Annotated in this window: 14 protein-coding genes; 10 read left to right on the top strand and 4 right to left on the bottom strand. The window is 56.9% G+C overall.

What is annotated here, in order from left to right:
* Window positions 1-162: 162 nt before the first annotated feature.
* The 7 genes from iolG (at window position 163) to RCJ00_RS10120 (ending at window position 12,991) form a co-directional block, all read left to right on the top strand.
* Window positions 163-1,146 carry an inositol 2-dehydrogenase gene (iolG, locus tag RCJ00_RS10150; protein WP_316221751.1) on the top strand — a complete coding sequence of 328 codons (984 nt, stop codon included), beginning with the start codon at window positions 163-165 and terminating at the stop codon, window positions 1,144-1,146.
* A gap of 6 nt (window positions 1,147-1,152) precedes the next feature.
* A complete protein-coding gene (locus tag RCJ00_RS10145; RefSeq protein WP_316221750.1) occupies window positions 1,153-2,532 on the top strand; it encodes an APC family permease in 1,380 nt (459 codons plus the stop codon).
* Window positions 2,529-3,452 carry a carbohydrate kinase family protein gene (locus RCJ00_RS10140; protein WP_316221749.1) on the top strand — a complete coding sequence of 308 codons (924 nt, stop codon included), beginning with the start codon at window positions 2,529-2,531 and terminating at the stop codon, window positions 3,450-3,452. The genes RCJ00_RS10145 and RCJ00_RS10140 overlap by 4 nt, the downstream gene beginning before the upstream one ends.
* Window positions 3,449-4,846: a family 4 glycosyl hydrolase gene (locus tag RCJ00_RS10135; RefSeq protein ID WP_316221748.1), complete on the top strand. Its 1,398-nt coding sequence runs from the start codon at window positions 3,449-3,451 to the stop codon at window positions 4,844-4,846. Before RCJ00_RS10140 ends, RCJ00_RS10135 begins: the two co-directional genes overlap by 4 nt.
* Before the next feature lie 429 nt (window positions 4,847-5,275).
* Window positions 5,276-8,365 (top strand): TonB-dependent receptor, encoded by a 3,090-nt coding sequence (locus RCJ00_RS10130; RefSeq protein WP_316221747.1) that lies wholly within the window; start codon window positions 5,276-5,278, stop codon window positions 8,363-8,365.
* 189 nt (window positions 8,366-8,554) lie between these two features.
* A complete protein-coding gene (locus tag RCJ00_RS10125; RefSeq protein ID WP_316221746.1) occupies window positions 8,555-10,873 on the top strand; it encodes a GH92 family glycosyl hydrolase in 2,319 nt (772 codons plus the stop codon).
* Between the two features lie 432 nt (window positions 10,874-11,305).
* Window positions 11,306-12,991, top strand: a complete 1,686-nt coding sequence (locus tag RCJ00_RS10120; RefSeq protein WP_316221745.1) for a methyl-accepting chemotaxis protein — start codon at window positions 11,306-11,308, stop codon at window positions 12,989-12,991.
* Between the two features lie 34 nt (window positions 12,992-13,025).
* On the opposite strand, the gene RCJ00_RS10115 is transcribed toward RCJ00_RS10120, so the two are convergent.
* The gene (locus RCJ00_RS10115) at window positions 13,026-14,168 is read right to left on the bottom strand and encodes a carbohydrate porin (RefSeq protein ID WP_316221744.1); all 1,143 of its coding nucleotides are present in this window, start codon (window positions 14,166-14,168) and stop codon (window positions 13,026-13,028) included.
* A gap of 187 nt (window positions 14,169-14,355) precedes the next feature.
* On the opposite strand from RCJ00_RS10115, the gene RCJ00_RS10110 reads away from it, so the two are divergent.
* Window positions 14,356-14,727: a hypothetical protein gene (locus RCJ00_RS10110; RefSeq protein WP_316221743.1), complete on the top strand. Its 372-nt coding sequence runs from the start codon at window positions 14,356-14,358 to the stop codon at window positions 14,725-14,727.
* A 92-nt stretch (window positions 14,728-14,819) separates the two neighbouring features.
* On the opposite strand, the gene RCJ00_RS10105 is transcribed toward RCJ00_RS10110, so the two are convergent.
* Window positions 14,820-16,109, bottom strand: a complete 1,290-nt coding sequence (locus RCJ00_RS10105) for a methyl-accepting chemotaxis protein (protein WP_316221742.1) — start codon at window positions 16,107-16,109, stop codon at window positions 14,820-14,822.
* Window positions 16,110-16,486: 377 nt separating this feature from the next.
* Here RCJ00_RS10105 and RCJ00_RS10100 point away from each other — a divergent pair, with 377 nt between their 5' ends.
* Window positions 16,487-17,449 (top strand): alpha/beta hydrolase, encoded by a 963-nt coding sequence (locus RCJ00_RS10100; protein ID WP_316221741.1) that lies wholly within the window; start codon window positions 16,487-16,489, stop codon window positions 17,447-17,449.
* 90 nt (window positions 17,450-17,539) lie between these two features.
* On the opposite strand, the gene RCJ00_RS10095 is transcribed toward RCJ00_RS10100, so the two are convergent.
* Both RCJ00_RS10095 and RCJ00_RS10090 read right to left on the bottom strand, forming a co-directional pair.
* On the bottom strand, window positions 17,540-19,111 hold the full coding sequence (locus RCJ00_RS10095) for an alpha-N-arabinofuranosidase (protein ID WP_316221740.1): 1,572 nt from the start codon (window positions 19,109-19,111) through the stop codon (window positions 17,540-17,542).
* 74 nt (window positions 19,112-19,185) lie between these two features.
* Complete coding sequence (locus RCJ00_RS10090) at window positions 19,186-21,123, bottom strand: NPCBM/NEW2 domain-containing protein (RefSeq protein ID WP_316221739.1); 1,938 nt, start codon at window positions 21,121-21,123, stop codon at window positions 19,186-19,188.
* Between the two features lie 449 nt (window positions 21,124-21,572).
* Between RCJ00_RS10090 and RCJ00_RS10085 the strand changes: the two genes are divergently transcribed.
* A complete protein-coding gene (locus RCJ00_RS10085) occupies window positions 21,573-22,226 on the top strand; it encodes a response regulator (RefSeq protein ID WP_316221738.1) in 654 nt (217 codons plus the stop codon).
* Window positions 22,227-22,239 lie beyond the last annotated feature (13 nt).

The following is a 22,239-nucleotide window of genomic DNA, read 5'->3' as shown; positions in this document are numbered from 1 at the left end:
GGCGGCATCTGCGATATCCCCCATCGGCCTAAAAATTCTAAACAAAATCCATTCTGGGTCAAACCCAAACTTGTATATTGTTCGTCTAGCACATTTTTCATATTGACACACTTTGGAATATTTGTTCCAAATTATAAAATTAAAAAGTCATGGAGATAACCGATGTTTGGCATTGCGGTTTTAGGCGCGGGGCGCATCGGACGAATACATGCTCGCAATGTTGCGTTGCACCCGCGGCTCGATCTCAAATCGATTTCAGACCCGATCAGCGATGCGGCGGCTGACGCGGCCAAGGAAAATAATTGCGCTGTTTCCGATTTTGACGCGATCATCGCCAATCCCGAGATCAAGGGCGTTGTCATCGCCTCTCCGACACCGCAACACCTGGATCAAGCCAAGGCCGCCATCGCTGCCGGTAAGGCGGTCCTGTGTGAAAAACCCCTGGACCTCGACCTTGACAAGGCTCGGGCCGCCAAGCCCTACCTGGGCGGCGACGCACCTATCATGCTGGGCTTTAACCGGCGTTTCGATCGTCACTTCGGCGCACTCAAACGCCAGATGGATGCCGGCCGCATCGGCCAACTGGAAAGTCTGCTGATCATCAGTCATGACCCCGCCCCCCCACCGATCGCCTATGTCAAGACATCCGGTGGCCTGTTCAAAGACATGGCCATCCACGATTTTGACATGGCGCGCTTTCTGCTCGGCGAAGACCCCGTCGAGGTTTATGCCAGCGCTTCCTGCCTGGTCGATCCGGCCATCGGCGAAGCGGGCGATATCGATACCGCTAAGACGACCTTGAAAACGGCTTCGGGCAAGATCTGCGTGATCAGCAATTCCCGCCGTTCGGGCTATGGCTATGATCAACGTATCGAGGCCTACGGCTCAAAAGGCGCGCTGCGCGCCGACAATGTGCTGGAATCGACCATATCGCAGTGGGGAGAGAACGGCGGTCAGTCTGACATGCTGCAAAACTTCTTCCTCGATCGTTATGCTGAAGCCTATCGCGCCGAAATCGACCATTTTGCGGCTATCGTCGCCGGCGAGGCAAAGGCATCCGTCGGCTATGAGGACGGCGTAAGGGCGCTGGAACTGGCGGAAGCCGCTGCGGCCTCGTTCAAAAGCGGCCAAGCGGTCAGGGTTTAGGCCCGGATGTCCAGTTTTTCGCCTGCTCCGCCGTCACTTCCCGATAGAGCTGTCGGATTTTGGGGTGGGCTTTCGGCCAATGTGTTGAACATGGTCGGCATCGGTCCCTTCATTACCATTCCGCTTGCTCTGACCGCGATGGGAGGGCCGCAGGCTCTGACCGGATGGGTTCTCGGAGCCGTCATATCGCTGTGCGACGGCTTCGTCTGGGCAGAACTGGGCGCAGCCATGCCCCACTCCGGAGGCTCCTACGCCTATCTTCTTCGCCTCTTTGACGAACGCAAGATGGGCCGTATGTTCGCCTTTCTGTTCCTGTGGCAGACCTTGCTGAACGGCCCGCTGAATGTCGCAGCCGGCGCCGTGGGATTTACGAACTACCTTAACTACATCTTCCCAAATCTAGGTCACTGGACGCTTGTCGCGCTTGGCGCCGTCCTGTGCTTGGCCAACACCGCCCTGCTCTATCGTAATATCCGTTCGGTGCAGTTGATTTCGCTGGTCACAACAGTGATCGTCATTGCCGCCTTCGGCTGGATCATCTTCTCAGGCGCCCTATTTTTCGATGCGCACAAGGCATTCGATTTTCCGCCCCATGCTTTCAGCCTGAATACAGGCTTTCTAGCCGGATTGGGATCAACCACACTGATCGCCGTTTATGACTACGGCGGTTACAACAATATCTGTCAGATCGGCGGCGAAGTCAAAAACCCTCAGCGTGTCATTCCGGCCGCCATCATCGGTTCGATCGTGCTGATTGCCCTGCTGTATTGCGGTCTCAATCTCTCAATCATTGGCGCCATGCCCTGGCGGGAGGTCATGAACTCCAAGGCCGTGGTCGCCGATTTCATGGGTCATATCTATGGCCGCGCCGGTGGGATCATTGTCGCTGTTCTGATTATGATTGCCGGTTGGGGGTCGATTTATGTCGTCCTGCTGGGCTACTCACGAGTGCCGTTTGCCGCCGCCAACGAAGGTCAGTTCTTCAAGGTCTTCGGTCGCCTGCACCCTAAGGGGCAGTTTCCAACCGTGTCGCTGGTTTTCATGGGCGTGTTGTCCGCCCTATGCTGCCTCGTCAAACTGGACGACCTGATCTCGGTGCTAATCGTGATCCAGACCCTGTTCCAATATTCGATGCAATGTATCGGCGTCATCATTCGGCGGCAATATCTCAAAAACCTGGGTATGCCTTACCGCATGCCGTTATTTCCCCTCCCCGCACTACTGTCCCTGGCCGGATGGATCTATATCGTGACCACCAGCAAGCTGATCTACATTCTTCTCGGCGTCGGCCTTTTCTTCGTTGGTTGCCTGATCTATCTCGTCACAGCCCGACGGACCCGATCATGGCCCTTCGCCCCCTCCCCCAGCGAACAGGTCAGCCCATGAGCAACGGTAAAAAAATCGATGTTGCTGTGGTGGGTGAAATCTACATCGACCACGTCTTTACCGGCTTCCACCGCTGGCCCGCGCCCGGCGAGGAGGTCACGACGGACGCCTATGCCCGCGAAGTCGGCGGCGGCGCCGCGACAACCGCCTGCGGCCTGGCGCGTCTGGGCCGCAAGGTCAATCTGATCGGTCTGATCGGCGACAGCGACGCTGCCTGGATCGGTCAGCGTCTCTCCGGTTTCGGTGTCGGTCTCGACGGCCTGCGTCTGACGCCTCAGGGTGCGACGGGCGTTACGGTCAGTGTGTCGACGCAGGGAGATCGCTCGTTTTTTACCCATGTCGGGGTCAATAAGGACCTATCGGGGGTGCTGATTGCCGAGGAAACTCTGTCGCACCTTACCTGCGCCCGACATGTGCATTTTGCCTTACCGCTAGAGCGCCATGTGGCCCGGGAACTCCTACCACGCCTGAAGGCGGCAGGGGTTACGACGTCGATTGATGTCGGTTTCCAGCCACAATGGCTGAACGAAGCCGCCAATAGCCTGACCCTGGCCGAAGTCGACCATTTTCTCCCTAACGAGAAGGAAGTCGAACTGTGGTGCGGTTCGACGCATGAAGACGCCTTCTTCGCCAAAGCCGCCGCCGCAGGCTTTACCGCTCCCATGTTCAAGTGCGGGCCGCGCGGCGCCATCACTACCATAGACGGTATCCGCTATGTCGGCGAACCGCCCAAGGTGGTCGCCGTCGATACGACGGGCGCAGGCGACGCCTTCGATGCCGGTTTCATAGACGCACTGCTTGATCATGAGCCACCCACCGCGCGATTGCATCGCGCCTGTATCGTCGGCGCTCTGTCGACGCGCGCCGCCGGCGCCCTGGGCGCCCTGCCCGACACTAAAGAACTCAGGAGTATTCTATGACCGCGTCCATTAAGGTTTCGCTCATCGGCGGCGGTGGCATTCGAACGCCACTGGTGATCTATGGCATGAATACCATCGCACAAAACCTCGGCATCGGCGAGATGGTGCTCTACGATCCTGACAGCGACCGAGTCAGGTTGATGGCGGAGCTCGGACGCGCGATCGTCGCCCGCGAGGGTGGCTCTCTCAAAATCACCGTGGCGGATCGCATCGAGGACGCGATCGACGGCTGTAGCTTCATTATGAACTCTATTCGGGTCGGCGGTATCCGGTCGCGCGCGGCTGACGAACTGGCCAGTATAAAGAATGGCTATACCGGACAGGAAACCACGGGGCCGGCCGGGGCTGCCATGGCCTTGCGCACCGTTCCCATCGTGCTCGAACAGGCGCGTCTGGTCGAACAGCGCAATCCCGCAGCCTGGATCGTTTCCTTTACCAATCCCGCCGGTCTGGTCACCCAGGCGATTTCCACCCATACTCGCGCCAAGATCGTCGGCATCTGCGATACGCCGACTGAGTTGATCCACAACCTGACCCACGCCCTTGGCGCCGACGCCGCGGATGTACATTGCGAATATGTCGGCCTCAATCATCTCGGCTGGATTCGCAAGGTCACTCTCAAGGGCGAAGACATCACCCAACGCGTGCTTAACGACGATGCCTTGCTGGCCAAGGCCTATTCGGTGCCCCTGTTCGATCCGGCGATGATCCGCGAACTCGGCCTGATACCAACCGAATATCTCTATTTCTATTATTGCCGTCGCAAGGCCCTGGACAATCAGCGCACTCACGGCGGCAGCCGTGGGGCCGAAGTCGAAAAGCTCAATGACGAGTTGCTGAAGACGCTGGACGGCCATCTACGTGCGGGCGAAGGTCTGAAGGCGGTAGAGGCATATGCCGCTTATCTCAATCGTCGTTCCGGGTCCTATATGCGGCTGGAAGGGAATGGCGGCTCTGCCTTCGATGCCGATGCCACCTTCAATATCGATCCTTTCCGCGTTGCCAGCGGCTATCATGTCATCGCCATGGATGTCATCAAGGCGCTGAGCTCCGATACCCCCTCTCGCATCATCGTCAATACGCGCAACAATGGGACCCTTGTCGATCTAGCTGACGAAGACATTATCGAGACCGCCTGCCAGATAAGCCGCGCCGGTATCAGTCCCGAACCCCTCGGCCATTTGCCGGATGAGACGCGCGGGCTGGTCACGGCTATCAAGGCCTATGAGCGCGCTGCCATCAAGGCTGCCATGACGGCGCCGGCCGAACCAACTCACCCGCTGGCACGCCTAACAGCCCGTAAAGCCTTCCTGCTGCACCCCGCGATTCTCGATTGGGAAGCGTCGGATCCCTTGCTCCGCGATCTACTCGATCCAACCTGCATGCATTGTTAAAAGACTTTCGGTCGTTGCCGAAATGCAACGTTCATACCCACCCGACGGCGCCCTGGTTCAGACCAGGGCGCCGTTTTTCATTTCGATGTCAAAGAGAGGAAAACCGTCAATAAGATACTGAAATATTTAACTTTCAATCAGAGTAACGCCCACAATCCTTAGGCGTATATGCTCTTTGCGAGCGGGAATAATTTTCCCTAAACCCCAATTTTGACACGTTATGAAAAATTGATGTCATTAATTGACATAATGAAATATTTTTTCTAAATTCATGACAGATCCATTTCGATGCCCGTATACCAGCTTTTTAAATAGGCTTAAAAAATGGGTTGCAATACAAATAGTTAAGGCAAATGGCTTGCTGCGTCGCGCAGGGAATCCGGGACGCGCAATACTCAGAACTAACGGCAACAAAAGGGAACGAGAATCATGACGCGCGGCAAGCGATTTCGGACACTTCTAAGCGCGACGGCGCTGTCCACTCTGGGTATGGGACTTTTGGCGACGACCGCATTAGCGGGCGACATTTCCGGGTCGGTTATCGATGCCGCGACGAAAAAGCCGATTGCAGGCGCGAACATCGCCATTACAGGTACCGCGTTTACCGCGACGACGGATGCGAGCGGTGCCTATGTCCTGAAGGACGTACCAGCCGGCCAGTACAAGATCGAAGCCAACGCGGCGGATTACCAAATCGGCGTTGCGACCCAAGTCGTACCGGCAAGCGGTGATGCGACGTTGAATTTCAGTGGTTACAAGGCCGACAGCACTCAGGTCGTTATCGTCGCCAACCGTTTTTCAGCGAAGACCATGCAAATCAAGTCGGACAACTCGATTTCGGTTCTCTCGGCCGCTGATCTGCAACACACCGCCGTACACAATGCCGCTGAAGTTCTGGGCCTGATGCCATCGGTCAACGTGATGATGACCGGCAACTCCTTCATCGGCGGGATTGACGGCGCGTCACGCGGCGAAGGCCAATATGTGTCGATCCGCTCGATGAATTCCGAGTACAATGTCAACCTGATCAACGGCGTCGAAGTGGCAACGGCGCAACCGTATTCGCGCGGTGTGCAGTTGAACCTGATCCCGCCGGGCGGCCTGCAAACCGTTGTGCTCAATAAGTCATCGATGGCCAATATGGACGGCGACGCGATCGGCGGAACCATTGACTTCCGGACACCAACGGCCTTCGATTACCACGGTAAGCAAAGCGGCTCAGTTTCGGTCAGCGGCAATTACGAGAGCCAGGCCCATGATCTGCACGCAAAAGGGGACGGCTACGCCGCCGCCGCCGATTTCCAGCGCAAATTCGGCGCGGATGAAAACTTCGGCGTCTATGCCAGCGCCTATTACAGCCTGCGCAATTACGCCAATTCTGAATTTGGCGGCGTGATGGAAGCCTCCGGCGGGGACCGAGCCTATGATTATGCCTATGTGGACGCGAACGGTAATATTCCTGCCGGCATGGATGCGACCAAAGACCTGCAATTGACGGGCTTTAACGTCGGCGTCTCCAGCGGCCGCACAGAATTGGTCGGCGGCACCCTGTCGCTTGACTGGCGTCCGGATATCGACACCACCTATTATGTGCACGGCACCTTCGCCCATGATCAGACAACGCAGAATTCCAGCCTGAATCAGGTCGTCGGTGAGCAGAACATCAATCAATTGGGCGTATCACCTTTCAACACAGACGGCTCACTGAAGGCGAACTATATCGCCGTCGGCTCCGGCAGCAGCACCATCTACCAGACAAAGATTCCGGCTGTTTCCAATCGTTTATGGTACGAAACCAATCCGGAACGCGCCAGCTTGAGCACCCTGTCCATCGGCATGCGCAAGCAATTGGGCGCCTGGCATATCGAACCCAGCATCTTCTATTCCTATGGCCGTAACGACCGTCCGAACCACATGGAATTGTGGACAACCTCTATCCCGGTCGGCGGCACCATCAGCGGCGCCGCCCCCTTTGGAGGAACGTCCCTGGTTACCTATGGTTCCGACAATTTTGCCGTACCTCATCTGACACCGGGCATGGAATATACGGCTCTCAACCCCGGCACCATGCCTGCGCCGTGCTGTTATGAGCTGACCTCCGGTCTCAGTGATCAGACCAAGGAAGGCGCACGGATCGATGTGAGCTACGACTTCGACCGGACGTGGCTGCAATCGATCTCGTTCGGCGCGAAGTATGTGGGCAGCAAGCGCGACGTCTCCAATCGCGACTGGACCGTTTCCGAGCCCAATCCGGCCGCCAGCCTGGGTCAAGACACCGAGATCCTGAAGGGTTACTATCCAGGCTTCCCCGGCAAGTTCGCTTATCTGGTCCCGGAAGTGAACCACTCCGTATTGCGCAATCGCTTCAACACCTTGACCAACACTCAGGCGCTTCGCGATGCGGCCAGCGACATCTGCACCTCCGGCAGCACAGCCCTGGGCGTCTACATCAATAACAATTGTAACACCCTGAGCGGCACGGAAGATGTCTCGTCGGCCTACGTCATGGCCAAGTTCGCACATGACGATATAGAGATCGTTCCGGGCCTGCGATATGAATCGACGGACATCAAGAACACCTATTTTGTTCGCAATTTTGCCACGGATTCCCAGGGCAACACGACTGAGAATACAAGCACTGACGGCTTCCAGTCGAACACGGCGCATTTCTCTAAAGTCCTGCCCAGCATCTTCATCAACTATCGTCCAGCCTCCGGCGCTGTTTATCGTGCGTCGATCTGGACCTCCTATACCCGTCCCCCGCTGTTCCAACTGGGCGGCTCGTCCAGCACCACCTTTGATGCCTCGACCAACACCACAACGGTGGTCAAGGGCAATCCTGACCTGAAAGCGATCGATGCCGTCAACTTCGATGCCAGCGGCACCTGGCGTAACAACACAGGTGGGTATCTGAGCCTCGGCCTGTTCTACAAGAAGCTGCAGCACTACATCTATGACAGCGGCTCCGGCTATGTCGCCAACAGCGACACCAGCACCTCAGGTGCCACTTTGATTTCACAACCGCGCAACGGCGGTAACGCCACCGTTAGCGGCATCGAAATCGATGCTCAACAAAAGCTCGACACCCTGCCCGCGCCGCTCGACGGCTTCTCTCTGGGCGGCAACCTAACACTGCAGAACTCCAAGGCCGATATCGGCACCAGTTGGGGCCATAAGGAGCGTATGCAAAACGCGCCTAACATTACCGGCAATTTCGGCGTCTACTATGCCAAAAACGCCCTGTCGGTCGACGTGACCTATCACTATTCAGGCGAATACATCTCCAATTACGATATGCTGGGCAAGGGTGCGACCTACGACGATCTGTGGGTACGCCCGGTTCAAACCCTCAACCTCCATGCGGGCTATGATTTCGGCAAGGTCAAACTCGATATGTCGGTCGCCAACCTGCTCAAGGACTATTCTTACTGGTCGCATATCGGCCACCACTCGCTGGCGATCTCCGACATTATCCAGTCGGGCCGCACAGCCCTGGTTACTTTAAAGTACGACTTCTAAAGATCACCCCCTGAACGGCCCTGACTGAATAGCTTTGGTCGGGGCCGCTTTTTTTGGGCGACAGTTTGTAGGGGGCAACATGCCCCTCACATTCGTCCCTTGATCTGGCCCGTGCGTTTGGTGACCGTATAATCGTTTGTTGCACGATCACCCGCATCTCTTGACCTTGTGCGTTTCCCGGAGTTTCACATGTTTTCCCGTCGCACAATGCTTGCCTCAATGGCTGCCAGTGGTTTGGTTTCCGGCCTCGGCGCGAGGAACGCCGTCGCCCAGCCGGCGGCAACGCCGCGACGGGGCAGTTTTGTTGATCCGATGATCGGGACCGGCGGTCACGGCCACGTCTATCCCGGCCCCAGTCGCCCATTCGGCATGATCCAACTGAGTCCTGACACCGACAATGCACGTTGGGACGCGTGTTCGGGCTATTACATCGCCGACGAGACCCTGCTCGGCTTTTCTCATACGCATCTGTCGGGAACCGGGGCCATAGATTTAATGGATCTGCTGGTCGTACCTCGCGTCGGCGAGGTACGACTGTCGGCCGGTACGCTGACGCATCCGGAGGGCAGTTATCGCACCCGGATGAGCCATGAACACGAGGAGGCCGTCCCGGGCTATTACAGCGTCGTTCTGCCGGAACATGGTATCCGCGCGGAATTGACAGCCACCACTTTAGCCGGCCTTCATCGTTACACCTTTTCGGCCGGTCAGGATGTCCATATCCTGCTCGACTGGCAGCACGGCGCCAGGGATGACGACTTCACCCGGTCGGCCGTCTATATGGCGCATATCGAACAGCGTGGCCCTGATACGCTCGTCGGCACGCGAATGGTCGGCGCCTGGGCCGATGGGCGTATCATCCACTTTGCCTTGAAAGTCTCCAGACCGTTTACTGGCTTGCAGCTGTATAGCAACGATCAGCCCGTGACCGGAGCGAATCGCGTCGACGGTGATGTGCTGAAGGCGGCATTGCACTACGGCACGACGCTTAATGAGCCTCTGATGATCAAGGTCGCGGTGTCGGCGGTCGATATCGACGGCGCGCTCAACAATCTTGAAACGGATCTGCCCGGCTGGGATTTCGAAGGCGTGCGCCGCGACGCCACGGCCGCCTGGGAAACGGAACTCAGCCGTATCCATGTGACCACGCCGTCCGACGCGGACCGCAAGACCTTTTATACGTCGCTTTATCACGCCCATCTCGCGCCGACCCTGTTCACGGACGCCGATGGCCGGTACCGCGGCATGGATTCCGCCGTGCATACCGCCATGCCCGGCTATAAAAACTACAGCACTTACAGCCTCTGGGATGTTTATCGCACCTGGTACCCGCTGATGACGCTGATTGCGCCTGATCGGGCTGCTGCCTTTGCCCAGAACCTGATAGACCAGGGAGCGGAAAGTCCTTACGGACCAGTGATCTGGCCTCTGCAAGGCCGCGAAACCCACTGCATGATCGGTTGGCACAGCGACTCCATCATCGCCGAAGCCTTAAGCAAACACCTTACGGGTGTCGATGCCAAAAAGGCGTGGGCCGTCTATAAAAAGCTAGCCTTTGAGACCGAGAGCTTGTCGCTAAACGACTATCGCAGCCTGGGCTATGTTTCGGCGGACAAATCCGATCAATCGGTCAGCCGGACATTAGAATATTGCCATGACGACTGGTCGATGGCTCGGATCGCCGAACTGGCCGGTGACAGCGATAGCGCCGCCCGGCTGCGTGCTCGATCGAAAAACTATAAGAATGTGATGGATATGAAGAGCCAGTTCGCGCGTCCGCGCCTGGCTGACGGCTCATGGGCCGAACCATTCGTACCGAATGCCATGGGGCATAATTCGCTGAAATGGTGGGACTTCACCGAAAGCAATTCGTGGCAGGCCACCTTCCTCAACCAGCACGACATTTATAACTTTATCGCTCTGTTCGGCGGAGACGCTGGCTTTGAGGCCAAGCTCGACGCCCTGTTCACCGCGCCGTCTGATCTGCCGCCCGATGCGCCGCCCGATATGAGCGGCCTGATCGGTCAATATGTCCATGGCAATGAACCGTCGCACCATATCGCTTATCTTTACGCCTACTGCGGCGCTCATCACAAAACCCAGGCGCGCGTGCGCATGTTGTTGAAAACACAGTATCGCCCACTGCCGGACGGACTGTCCGGTAACGAAGACTGCGGTCAGATGAGTGCCTGGTATATCATGTCGGCCCTGGGCTTTTATCCCGTCGATCCGGTCAGCCTTGTCTATGTCTTCGGATCGCCCCTATTCTCCAAGGTGGAAATTCCACTGGCGGACGGTAAAATGCTGCACATTCTGGCGCCCAAGGTCAACGACAGCAATATCTATATCCAGAGCATCACCTGGAACGGCCGCCTCTACAGCAAGAGTTGGATATCGCACCACGACCTGATCAAGGGCGGTGAGCTTGTCTTCAACATGGGCCCAGCGCCCAATCTTTCCTTCGGCGCGGCTCCGGCAGATCGCCCCCCCTCCTTCGTGACCTTGTAGGCAGCGGGCGGCTGGACACTTTTCTACCTCCCATGGCACGAACCCAAAGGCAGATGAGATTAACGGCTGCAGGAAATTTAGAATGGCATCGAAAAATTTACCGACGCTCCGAGTACTTAACTGGGCAGCGCTGACAAACAACGGTCCTTTTGCTTAGACCATTGAACTCCCGCTGATCCCGACGACGAAATCGCCTTGTTCCGATTTGGAATGATGGATCGCGGTAAGGTTGCTTTTTGTGTAAAGGATATCTTCACCGTATTGGATGAGCCTGTTTTCTGGCTGTTTTCGGTGATTCGGTCCTGCTCTTGCCTATTAGCGCCGCTTTATAACGAGCAAGCTCCCTCACCGTATCCGCATCAGCCCAATGCCGTTTCCGATTATCTAACGCATGGACAGGGCACATTTAAGCGCGCTTCCAAGGAGTTTTTGATGCTTTCCAAATTCGCTTCCCTCAAGATTGGCGCAAAGATTATTTCGCTCATCCTGTTTGTCATTCTGATTGGCTCTGGCGTTTCGATTTACATAGCCTCAAGTCTGAAGACGATAGATACGGCCTATAGCAATCTGATAGATGAGCAGGCGAAGGCAGTCAGTACGGTAAAGGTGCTTGATGGGCAGACATCGGACATTGCCTATTTTCTATATCGGATGATCGCTGAATCCGATCAGGCCAGCATGCAGGCAACCAAAGGGGATCTTGATCAAGCTTTCAAGGCGGCTAACAACAGCCTCGATGACCTGAAAACACTGGCGCCCGATCACGCAGCCGATATCGAGGCGCTAAGGCAAAAGCTTAATGGGACCATGAAAGACGCCGCCGATCGTGTGAGCACAGCGACCTTGGCTAACGATAATCAAAAGAGCATGAGCCTTGCGGCTTCTGAATTTGGCCCCGCTTATAACGCCACTCAGAAGCAGACGGATGTTCTTGTCACCGCCATGCAGGCGGCCCTCGATGCAGGCAATACGGCCACTACGGCCCTCACTAATTCGACAATCATGATCGCCTATATCGCCATCGCTGTGGGTGCGCTTATCTCGATTGGGCTTGCGCTCTTCCTGACAAACCGACAGTTGGTGAGACCTGTTGTTTCCCTGACAACGGCTATGGAAGCCGTCGCACGGGGTGAGGACAACGTGACGGTGCCCGGTGCCGAGCGTAAGGACGAAATTGGCGCTATGTCGCGGGCTTTTGAGAACAACGCGAAACGGGTGGCTGATCTGGCCATGCGCCAACGCGAACAGGAGGCCATTGCCTTGCGTCAACGCAAGGACGATATGCTGAAAATGGCCGACGATTTTGAACGCTCGGTTGGCGGCATTGTCACCCTGGTATCGTCGGCGGCAACAGAAATGCAGGCCGCCGCCGCGCAACTGACCTCTACGGCGCAGGAAGCCTCCGCCCAATCGGTCGCCGTGTCCGCCGCTGCCGAAGAAGCGGGAACCAATGTGACCTCGGTGGCCGGATCGGCGGAAGAACTGGGCGCGTCGGTATCTGAAATCGGCCGTCAGGTCGAGACATCGGCGCAGATATCTGCATCAGCTGTCAATGAGGCCCGCCAGGCCATGCAGGTGGTGTCGGAACTCAACGACGTTGCCAGCAGCATCACAGGCGTTGTCGACATGATTTCGGGCCTTGCCAGCCAGACAAATCTTCTGGCACTGAATGCAACGATTGAATCGGCCAGAGCCGGAGAGGCGGGCAAGGGCTTCGCGGTTGTCGCTTCTGAAGTAAAGGCGCTGGCCGGACAGACGGCCAAGGCGACGACGGAAATTTCTGCCAAGATCGAACAGATTCAGGAAGCGACCGTACGCGCGGTCGGCGTGATCCAGGGGATCACGGGTACCATCCAGGAGATCAACAGCGCTTCAACCGCGATCGCCTCAGCAGTAGAACAACAAAATGCAGCGACACAGGAAATCGTGCAGGCGGTAAACCAGGCGTCTGTTGGTACGAGCGAAGTCACCGCGAACATAACCGGGGTGGCCCAAGCGGCCGAGCAGACCGGGGCTGCGGCATCGCAGGTTCTAAGCTCATCGGGCGAACTGGCGGAACAAGCCGAAAAACTGCGCTATGAAATGGATACGTTCCTCGCCACCGTAAGAGCGGCCTGATAGAACGGCAGTCCCTAGACCGGCCGCCGCCGGTCTACGGACTGCCCAGACTGATGCGGCAGTTGAGGCCTAGCACCAGCGCATTGTGCAAAGCGAGATCGCCCGACGGATGCACGATATATTGCACATCCGGCTGGAGCACGACGCCAGGCTTGACCTCATAGGCATAAGTGATCTCAAGGCTGGTTTCGCGAGTGGCCATTTCATGAGTGGCGCGATAAGCCCGGCTAAATCCAACGCTGGCTATGGCCACGCCGATCGTGTCCTGGTCCCGTCCATGCAAGGGGCCATTGTATATCAAGCCGCCGCCAAGATAATCGCCGACCGAAAAAAGCTTGTCGTCTGCCACCCCGGCCCGAAGCCAGCCGCGCAACCCCACATCCTCTTCTTCGCCCTTTGGTATAAGCGTCACCAGGACTTGACCATAGGTTCCCGAGGGGCGTCGAGTCTGACCGGATTCGTCGATCATGTCTGCGGCGACCGTATTTTCCCAATGACCGATCTTCACGTAACCGCCCTTGAAATCGGATTCGACTTCAAATTGATATTGCAGACCTTCACTGCGTCGTAATTTCACGGCCACGAAAGATCCCGGACGATCCGGATCGCCACCGACTGCATCGAATACACCAAGCCGCAGTCGAAGGGTCTCGCTAACGTGCCATTCCTCGATAAGACCCAAGGCCGGCAGAGGTTTAGCTGAGGCGCCGGATTGTGCAAAATCGTAGCCAAAGCCATGCGACGCATTGAGAAACAGCGCGCCCGCGTCCTGGACATCGAAAACATCATTAAGGTTGATAAGGCCCACCGTAGTGGTTAATTGGTCCGCCAGCGCCGATTTGCGCAGCCATAACTCCCCCAGATGAGTCCCGGTCAAAAGATCTATATTGGACACCATCTGGAGGTCGCCTGAATAGTTGCCGGAGAAACCCCGTCCTTGAACGGCCTGAAGGTCGCCGTACGCACTCCAACCATTCTCACCTGTCCAGGTCGAGGTCAGTTCCAGATCTGACAGCAAAGCTGTACCCGTTTTGACCCCGCCGCCGACATTATCCAGAAGATGCCCTGTCCAGATGGCACCGAAGGCCAACGCAGGTGGAGTCGGTTCGGCCGCGTGACTTGAGACCGGTACGGTGAGGCCATAAATGACGGTAGCGATACTAAAAGCTCGACCCAAACATGACACCACGCGCACACATACTCTCCCTATATTTCGGAAGAGTCTAACCTAAAATAACTTTGTTATCGTAAACCGACGCGGTTAACGCCATATTACAGTCGTTTGACGGCATTCCCCTTGCATTGCTGTGATGCGAAGGTGCAAACTGTCTCAAAATCGATCTGCATCGGCGTGGAGCGACATTATGAAATTTGTCTGGGCTATACCCGCGGCACTGCTGATTGTGGCCGCCCAAGCCGGAATCGTGGGGGCCGCCGGAATCGATCAAAGCCGCACGTTTGCGCAGTGCCTCAGCGAGGCGCAATGGCCGGCGCGCGCCTCTTCCGCCTATAAAGACGCCGGCGCGACCCGCAAGCAGCAGATATTGAACGCCTATAACGCCGACATCTCTGCGGGCCGTACCCTGTGCAAACGTCTGAACACGGATGCACCAGGCGCCGTTACCGATGCCCATGCCTTTCTGAATACACAGGTCAAGCGCTATGGCCACGCGGCAGACAGTCACGTCGAACGCATGACGCAGCTATTCAACGCGCTTTCGACGCCTCACCCTTAAACCGCACCGACCGTCCCTGTCACCGGTATCTGAATGGACAATTCTAAGGGAGGTGGCCAATCCTACGAGGAGTTGGCGCACACGACAGCAGACTAGGCCGCTCTTACGTTTTGCAAAAATGTCTCGACGTCCGTTCTAAGCCGTTCAGCCTGTTGAGACAGTTCAGACGATGCGGACAATACCTGGTTTGCGGCCACGCCCGTGTCTTCGGCAGCCCGCGACACATCACCCATATTAGATGTTACTTCGGTTGTGCCCCGTGACGCTTCGGAAACTGAATTCACAATCGCAAGTGTCGCTGCTCCTTGTTGCTCGACAGCGGCAGATATCGAGGAGGCAGCGTCGTCGATCCGGCGAATTGTCTGGGAGATACTGCCTATTGCGGACACAGCGCTCTCGGTTGACGCCTGGATCGCGACGATCTTCGAGGAGATTTCCGTCGTGGCCTTGGCAGTCAGGCTAGCCAGTGCTTTGACCTCCGAGGCAACGACGGCGAACCCTCGCCCCGCCTCTCCTGCACGTGCAGCTTCGATAGTCGCATTTAAAGCCAGCAAATTCGTCTGGCTGGCCAGACCGGTGATGAGTTCAACCACTTCCCCGATGCTACCGGCGACTGTACTCAATTGGGCCACAATGTCCGCTGTCGCCTCGGCTTCCTTGACTGCATTTTTGGACATGATAGCAGAGTGTTCAACCTGGCGTCCGATTTCGGAAACGGAGCTCCCGAGTTCTTCGGCAGAACCTGCGACGGAAGACACGTGGTGCCCGGCCTTCGCCGAGGCTTCCGATACCACGACTGACTGCTGAGAGGTTTGTTTAGCGGAGTTTGCGAGTTGACGGGCGGTAACTTCGAGCTCGGTTGCCGCCCCGGATACCATTTGTGTCGTTGCTGACATTTCCCGATCAAAGGCCGCCGTTAGAGCACTCAGCGCATCAGCACGCTTTGCCGCCTTTTCGGCGGCTATCGTAAACTCGTGAATATCGACAAGAGACCCACAGGCGCGGATCGCTTTGCCATGCTGGTCATGAACCACTCCGCCGGTCGCGCGAAACCAGCGATAGTTCCCGTCCGCCGTCTTAAGCCTGTAGCTGACGTCATATAGTGACTTTTGCGATGTCTTTTTAAGCGCATTGCCAAACGCGGCAAACGTCGGTGCGACATCGTCAGGATGCAATTTGTCCGACCACGATTGACAAACGTTCGGGAAATCCGTCTCATTTCGATAACCCAGCAAACGACGAAATTCGTTCGTCCAGGTCCATTGGCTTTTTGGATGCAGGGCGTCTTCATTGACGAGAATGGCATCCCACAGACCTACTCCGCAGTAATTGCCCAAAACCTCGATCAACTCGTCACTCTTGCCTTTCGAACGGCTAAACATCGTCCCTCCACTCCTGCAGATACAATTTTATACAAGCAGGGTAGATGTCCTGCCTTTGAAGCCAAGAGGAACATAGTTACGGTTAATCGCAGACTAATAGGGAACTACAAATATTTGCCATCGATGGGTGAGCGTCAGGGTTGGACGACGAAGGAACCCATATCGCTCGACAACCACGGCAGTCGGATATTAGTCGCCCCCTTTGCTCTTGGCCTCATTTATGTTAGCGTTATCATGGCTGACACATAGTCCTGTGGCTGTAGGGGCCGTCTTCGGCGTTGATTTTTCGGAGCTCATTTACCCCCAAGAATCGCCCCTGCGCGGCAATGGTTTTCACCGTCGGCCGTTTATAACCAAATAAAATAATAGGAAACGCCATGATCTTGACTCCCAGGATGACAACGCACCCACTCCTCAAAACCGTAAGTACGGCAACCGCCGCGCTGGTCATCGCCCTGACATGCACTTTCGCCTCTTCGGCGAGCGCAGCAGATGACAAGATGACGCCGATCGCCATTCCAGCGCAACCGGATGCCATTGTGCTCGATACGGGCCCGCTACCTGGGGCAACTGCCAAGGAGGCGTGGCACAGCCAGTATGGCAGCGTCTTCGCCCGCAACGTAACGGTTGCCACCCTTACCCCATTCCTGCCCGATCCGGCCAAAGCAACCGGTGCCGCCGTCATCGTTGCGCCCGGCGGTGGCTTCATGACACTTTCAATGGAAAACGAAGGTTGGGATGTCGCCCGCGCGCTGGCGGCCAAGGGGGTTGCGGCCTTCGTGTTGAAATACCGCCTCAATCCGACCCCGGAAGATATGGCTGGGTTTGAGCGATCAATGACAGCCATGTTTTCAGGCGCGGCGCGGCCACGACCGGCAATGCAAGATCCTTCGGTCGCTCTGGCGCCTCAGATTGCCGATGCACGCGCCGCATTCGCCCTCGTTCGCGCCCGTTCCAAGGCATGGCACGTGGACTCAGATCGTATCGGAATGGTCGGCTTTTCCGCCGGGGCCATGCTCACCCTGTCAACGGCGCTCTATGGTCAGGATGCAAAGCCCGCCTTTATTGGTGACATCTATGGCCCTCTGACAGCCGTAAATGTGCCGGCCGATGCGCCGCCCCTATTCATTGCGCTGGCCAGTGACGATCCTTTCTTCGCCAACAACGGGTTCGGCCTTATCGACAGTTGGCGCGGCGCGAAGCGCCCGGTGGAGTTTCACCTCTATGAACAGGGTGGACACGGGTTCGGCATGTATCAAAAAGAAACCACGAGCACCGGCTGGTTCGATGCCTTCACGCGCTGGATGGGCATGCATGGCTTCCTGAAACCTAAAGCCTAAGGCGGAGCGGGTTTTTTTTTGGCGGGTCGTGATAAGCCACGACCCGCACTGTCAGAAACCCCGATATCCTGTTTAGAGTCGCTCTCTGGATTATGGTTCCAGCGATACGACCGTCACGGACGCTGGCGGCAGGGTGAGCACAACGGCACCATTCTTCAATTTGCCGCTAATTGGCTTGGGCGTGACCACGTCAGGATGTTCAAACGTATTTATGCTGTCGACCTTGGGCGCGCTCAGGGTCTGGCCGGTCGCCGACTTCGCCTTGAAACCTAGGGCGGCGGCATCAACCACAAGCGATGCATTCGGGTCCAGGTTGGTCAGGGACAGCCATATCTTGCCATCCACACCCTTTGCCGCGATGGCGTCCAGGCGCGGCAAGGTCGTGTCGCCATGAACATAACTGTTCGCATCATAGGTCACAGGGATAAAGGTTGCCCCTTGGAAGGGGACATACATCTTGAAGACATGATAGGTTGGCGTCAGCACCATTTTCGGCCCGTCCGTCAGGATCATGGCCTGCAGCACATTGATCATCTGGGCGATGTTTGCCATGCGCACACGATCGGCGCGCCTGGAAAAGATGTTGATGTTAAGCGCAGCGATAATGGCATCGCGCTGTGAGTTTTCCTGCATCAGGAAGGCTGGATTGCTGCCTGGCGTCGGCGCCAGCCATGCGCCCCATTCGTCCACGACCAGTGCAATTTTCTTATCCGGATCGTACTTATCCATGACGGCGGATTGCTTGTCGATCAGCGGCCCCATCTTGAGCGTTTCTTTCAACACATGGGCATAGGCCGATTCATCAAAGCCAGTCCCCGGCATATGCGGTGGCCAGCCGTCGTAAACCGTGTAGGAATGCAGTGACAGGCCTTGTATATCGAACGACCAGCCACGGCGTTCCTTCCAGGTCTTCATGACCGCTTCAGTCCACGCCGTATCTTCGGTTCCAGGCCCTACGGCGATTTTCAAGGTCGGTTGTTTAGAGTTGTAGCTGCCGACAAAACGGGCGTAGCGGCGCAGTTCGGCCGTATATTCGTCCGGCGTCATAAGACCGCCGCAGTCCCAGCTTTCATTGCCAATGCCCATCATGGCCACGCGATAAGGCGCCGGATGGCCGTTGGCTGCGCGTTCCTGGGCCAAGGTTGTTGGCTGGTCCGCCGTCATGTACTCCATCCAGTCCTGCGCCTCGGCGACGGTGCCTGCACCCACATCAAGCGAAACATAGGCTTCCGAGCCTATCTGGGCGATGAAGTCCATATATTCGTCCGTGCCGAAGGCGTTGGAATCGACCACATTGCCCCAGGCCGTATTGACCCGTGTCGTTCGCTTTGCACCGACGCCATCGCGCCAGTGATAGCTGTCGGCGTAGCAACCGCCCGGCCAGCGCACATTCGGCACCTTGATCGCCTTAAGCGCCGCCACCACGTCGTTGCGGATACCGCGTGTATTGGGGATGCTTGAGTCCTTGCCGACCCAGATACCGTCATAGATGCCGTGACCAAGCTGTTCGGCAAACTGGCCGAAAATATGCCGGTCTATTGTCGCACCCGGCTTTGCGGTGTCCACTGTAAGCTCAATCGTCTTATCCGCGGGTGCCGCCCCAGCCGGTATGGCAAAGGCGGTTGCCAGCACGCAGAGGCTGGCGGTCATCAAAAGGCGCATGAAGTAAATCCCTGTCTGGTTGATCTCAGTCAATTAAAATGTGTGCTGTTCCATCCGGCTTTCGTCCTAGGTGGCTATCGGATCAGTGCGGCGTCGCCCCATGTCACTGCCGTCGGCTGCACGGTATCGGCACCACCCCCGCGGGCAACCAGCTCCAAGATCTTGATCCCTTGAATATCAGCAGCCAGGTGCTCAGGCGCCTGTCCGAAACGCATGGGCTTGGATGCCTTCAGAAGTTTCCCGTCGCCATAGATATAGAAGGTGACTGGCTGAGAGGGATTTAAGGTCGAATCGTCAACTCCGACGCTGGTTTCGAACCGTCGCTCATCGGTGATACGGACCTCAAGGCGAGACCCCGCCAGAATGCCGATACCATTTTCGAATACATGTCCGGCGACTTGGAGAGTCCGGCCATAGGGTGTGGTGTCGGCCTGAGCGCCGCCCCAACCGGCATACATAGGCAGATCGCCCCGCCCCTGGGTACCGCCCCACGGACTGACCATACGGTGAATGAACGGATCGGCCTGTGGTACGATAACACCATCAACAGCCGGGTTTACACGTCCCGGCAATTCAGACAGGTAGGCCCCGCCAGCCAGGATATGCTTGCCCTGAGCATCGAAAATGAGCGTCTGGTGCGGTTCGACCCGCAGCTTTACCTCGCCCTTGAAATCAGGAAGCGGGGCCTTGGTCCACAAATCCTTGAGCCGGATGTCGCCGTCGGCCGCGTATTTCAGGTGCGCGGCAGTCAGATTGACATCGCGGGCGACATCGCCTCTATTGAATATCGCCACGGCCTTGTGCGCCGGATCCGTCCCCAGTGTCTTGACGAAAATCTGCACATCGTCGGTGTCATAGGCCAGAACAGCCTGGTTGCCGGCGGGATCCTGGTCGATGGCGATGATGTCGGTATTGCCGAAAATATCCATCAACTGCGGTGGCGCCTTGCGCAGATCATACCCGATTATCAAAGGCGCATTGATCATGGCCCAGAGCGCGAAATGGGATTTGGCTTCGGTCAGATGATGTTCGTCGAAATCGCCATGGCCAACGAACAACATGTCCGGATCGTTCCAGCTTCCCGGATGCGCATACAAGGCTCGGGTTGCGGCGCTGTCGAAATTAGTCAGCATGCGTGCCCAGGTCGGCGTCAGATCGTCGCTGGTCCGTGACAGATTGCCGACATTCTTGCCCCATGCCCGCACATCTGCCGATCCCCAGGCACATATGGAAAAGACAAAGTCGCCATCCGGATTGTCACGTTTCAGCGTGTCGGCGATCTCGGCATACAGCTTTTTGACCTCTGCCACGTCGGTACGATTTACCGATTGAAAATCGATCAGCGGCCCCAGGGCGCGATACTGACCGCTCTTCACCTTTTCCGACTCCGGTGTAAACGCCCGAACGCCACACCCATCCACCTTGATGAAGTCGAAGCCCCAGTCATCGAAGTAGAGCTTTATGTCCTGCGATATATGGCCATAGAGCCCAACCTCGCGCTCGGCGACCGAGCCTTCGGGCAGATTTGGTGTACCCGGCCCGCCATAGGCCTGCGAGCAAGAATTCCGGCCAAGATCGGAGTAGATTCCGGCCTTCAGGCCCATGGAATGGATTCGATCGGTGAATGGTTTGAAACTGGTTTCCTGCGCCCCCCCGACCTGGGCGGATGGGAATATCTGACTGCGGACCTGCATCCGGCCGTCCGTCTGCCGACGCTTTAGCCACCAACCGTCGTCAATATTGATATAACGATAGCCTTTAGCCGCCAACCCGCTTTCGACGATGGTATTGGCCGAGTCGAGGACGCGCGCTTCGTTGACATCCGTGCCGAAGGCGTTCCAGGAACTCCAGCCCATTGGCGGTGTGGCCGCACGGCCGGCTGTGTAGCCGCTCCACCGACCGGTTGGCGCCAGGGGATCGGATTTGGTCCCTTTTGCCTCGACAGACAGGGCCGACAGCGAAAAGGCAAGAGCGAGCACACAGCAAGAGCTTAGCAATGGCAGAGATTTCATAGGCACCACATTTCAAATTTTCGGAAACTTTAAAGCGAGTCACATCGGTCTCGATGGCGAGACAAGGCCTGCGGATGCTACCAGAGTACTGCGGCGCCTACGGGCATGACACCCCCGCCCCCATGACCATTGGCACATTGAAAATATATAAAACGGGCGATGAAAAATTCGCAAAACCCTTTGCTCGTATGAGAGCTCTTACGACTAGTCATATGTCCTACCTGTTTTTATATTTGTCCGACTATTGATAACGCTACCATGGATATATACGGCCTACAAGACTGATTTCGGACCTGCCCCCCTCATGGTCGGCCCACAGGGTAGACCGTCCCACTTATGAGTATTCCCGACGTTTCGTCTGAAATGACAACGTGCCGCCGGCTGTCACAAAACTGGAACATTTCGAGCCGATAGAGGACGTTATTCGTTCAGAGAGCGGCCTGTGGATCATGCGTATATTATTGGTGGAAGACGACCTGTTGCTTGGCCAGGCTTTGGAGACAGGCATCCAGCAGTTCGGATACACGGTTGACTGGGTTACCAGTGGCGAAAGCGCGCTTGAAGCCCTTGATCTCGTGCCGTTTTCGGCTGTGGCGCTCGATATCAACCTCCCCGACCTCTCCGGCTTTCGCGTCCTTAAACAAGTGCGACGCACCTCAAAAGTACCTGTCGTCATAATGACGGCGCGGGATGCGCTGGACGACCGGATCGAAGGGCTGGACCTCGGCGCCGATGACTATATCGTCAAGCCCTTCGACCTTAAGGAACTTCTCGCCCGCATGCGTGCCGTCGTGCGGCGTAGCCACGGCCGGGCCGAGGCCCGCCTGACCCACCGCGATATTGAACTCGACAGCAGTGCCCGCACGGTGAAGAAGGCGGGAGAATGGGTCCGGCTCACCGGGCGCGAATATCAGATTTTGGCCCTGCTCATGGAGCGCACGGGGCGGATCCTGAGCCGATCCGATATCGAAACTCGGATTTACGCCTGGGACAATGACACCGAAAGCAATACGGTAGAGGCGGCCATATATACCTTGCGCAAGAAGCTGGGACGCGACCTCGTCACAAATGTGCGTGGCGTCGGCTACGTTATTCAACCGTGATGGTCCGGTCGAT

It is taken from the genome of Asticcacaulis aquihabitans (assembly GCF_032490435.1).
In the GTDB taxonomy this organism is placed as follows: Bacteria; Pseudomonadota; Alphaproteobacteria; order Caulobacterales; family Caulobacteraceae; genus Asticcacaulis.
This window is presented reverse-complemented; position numbering and strand designations above follow the sequence as displayed.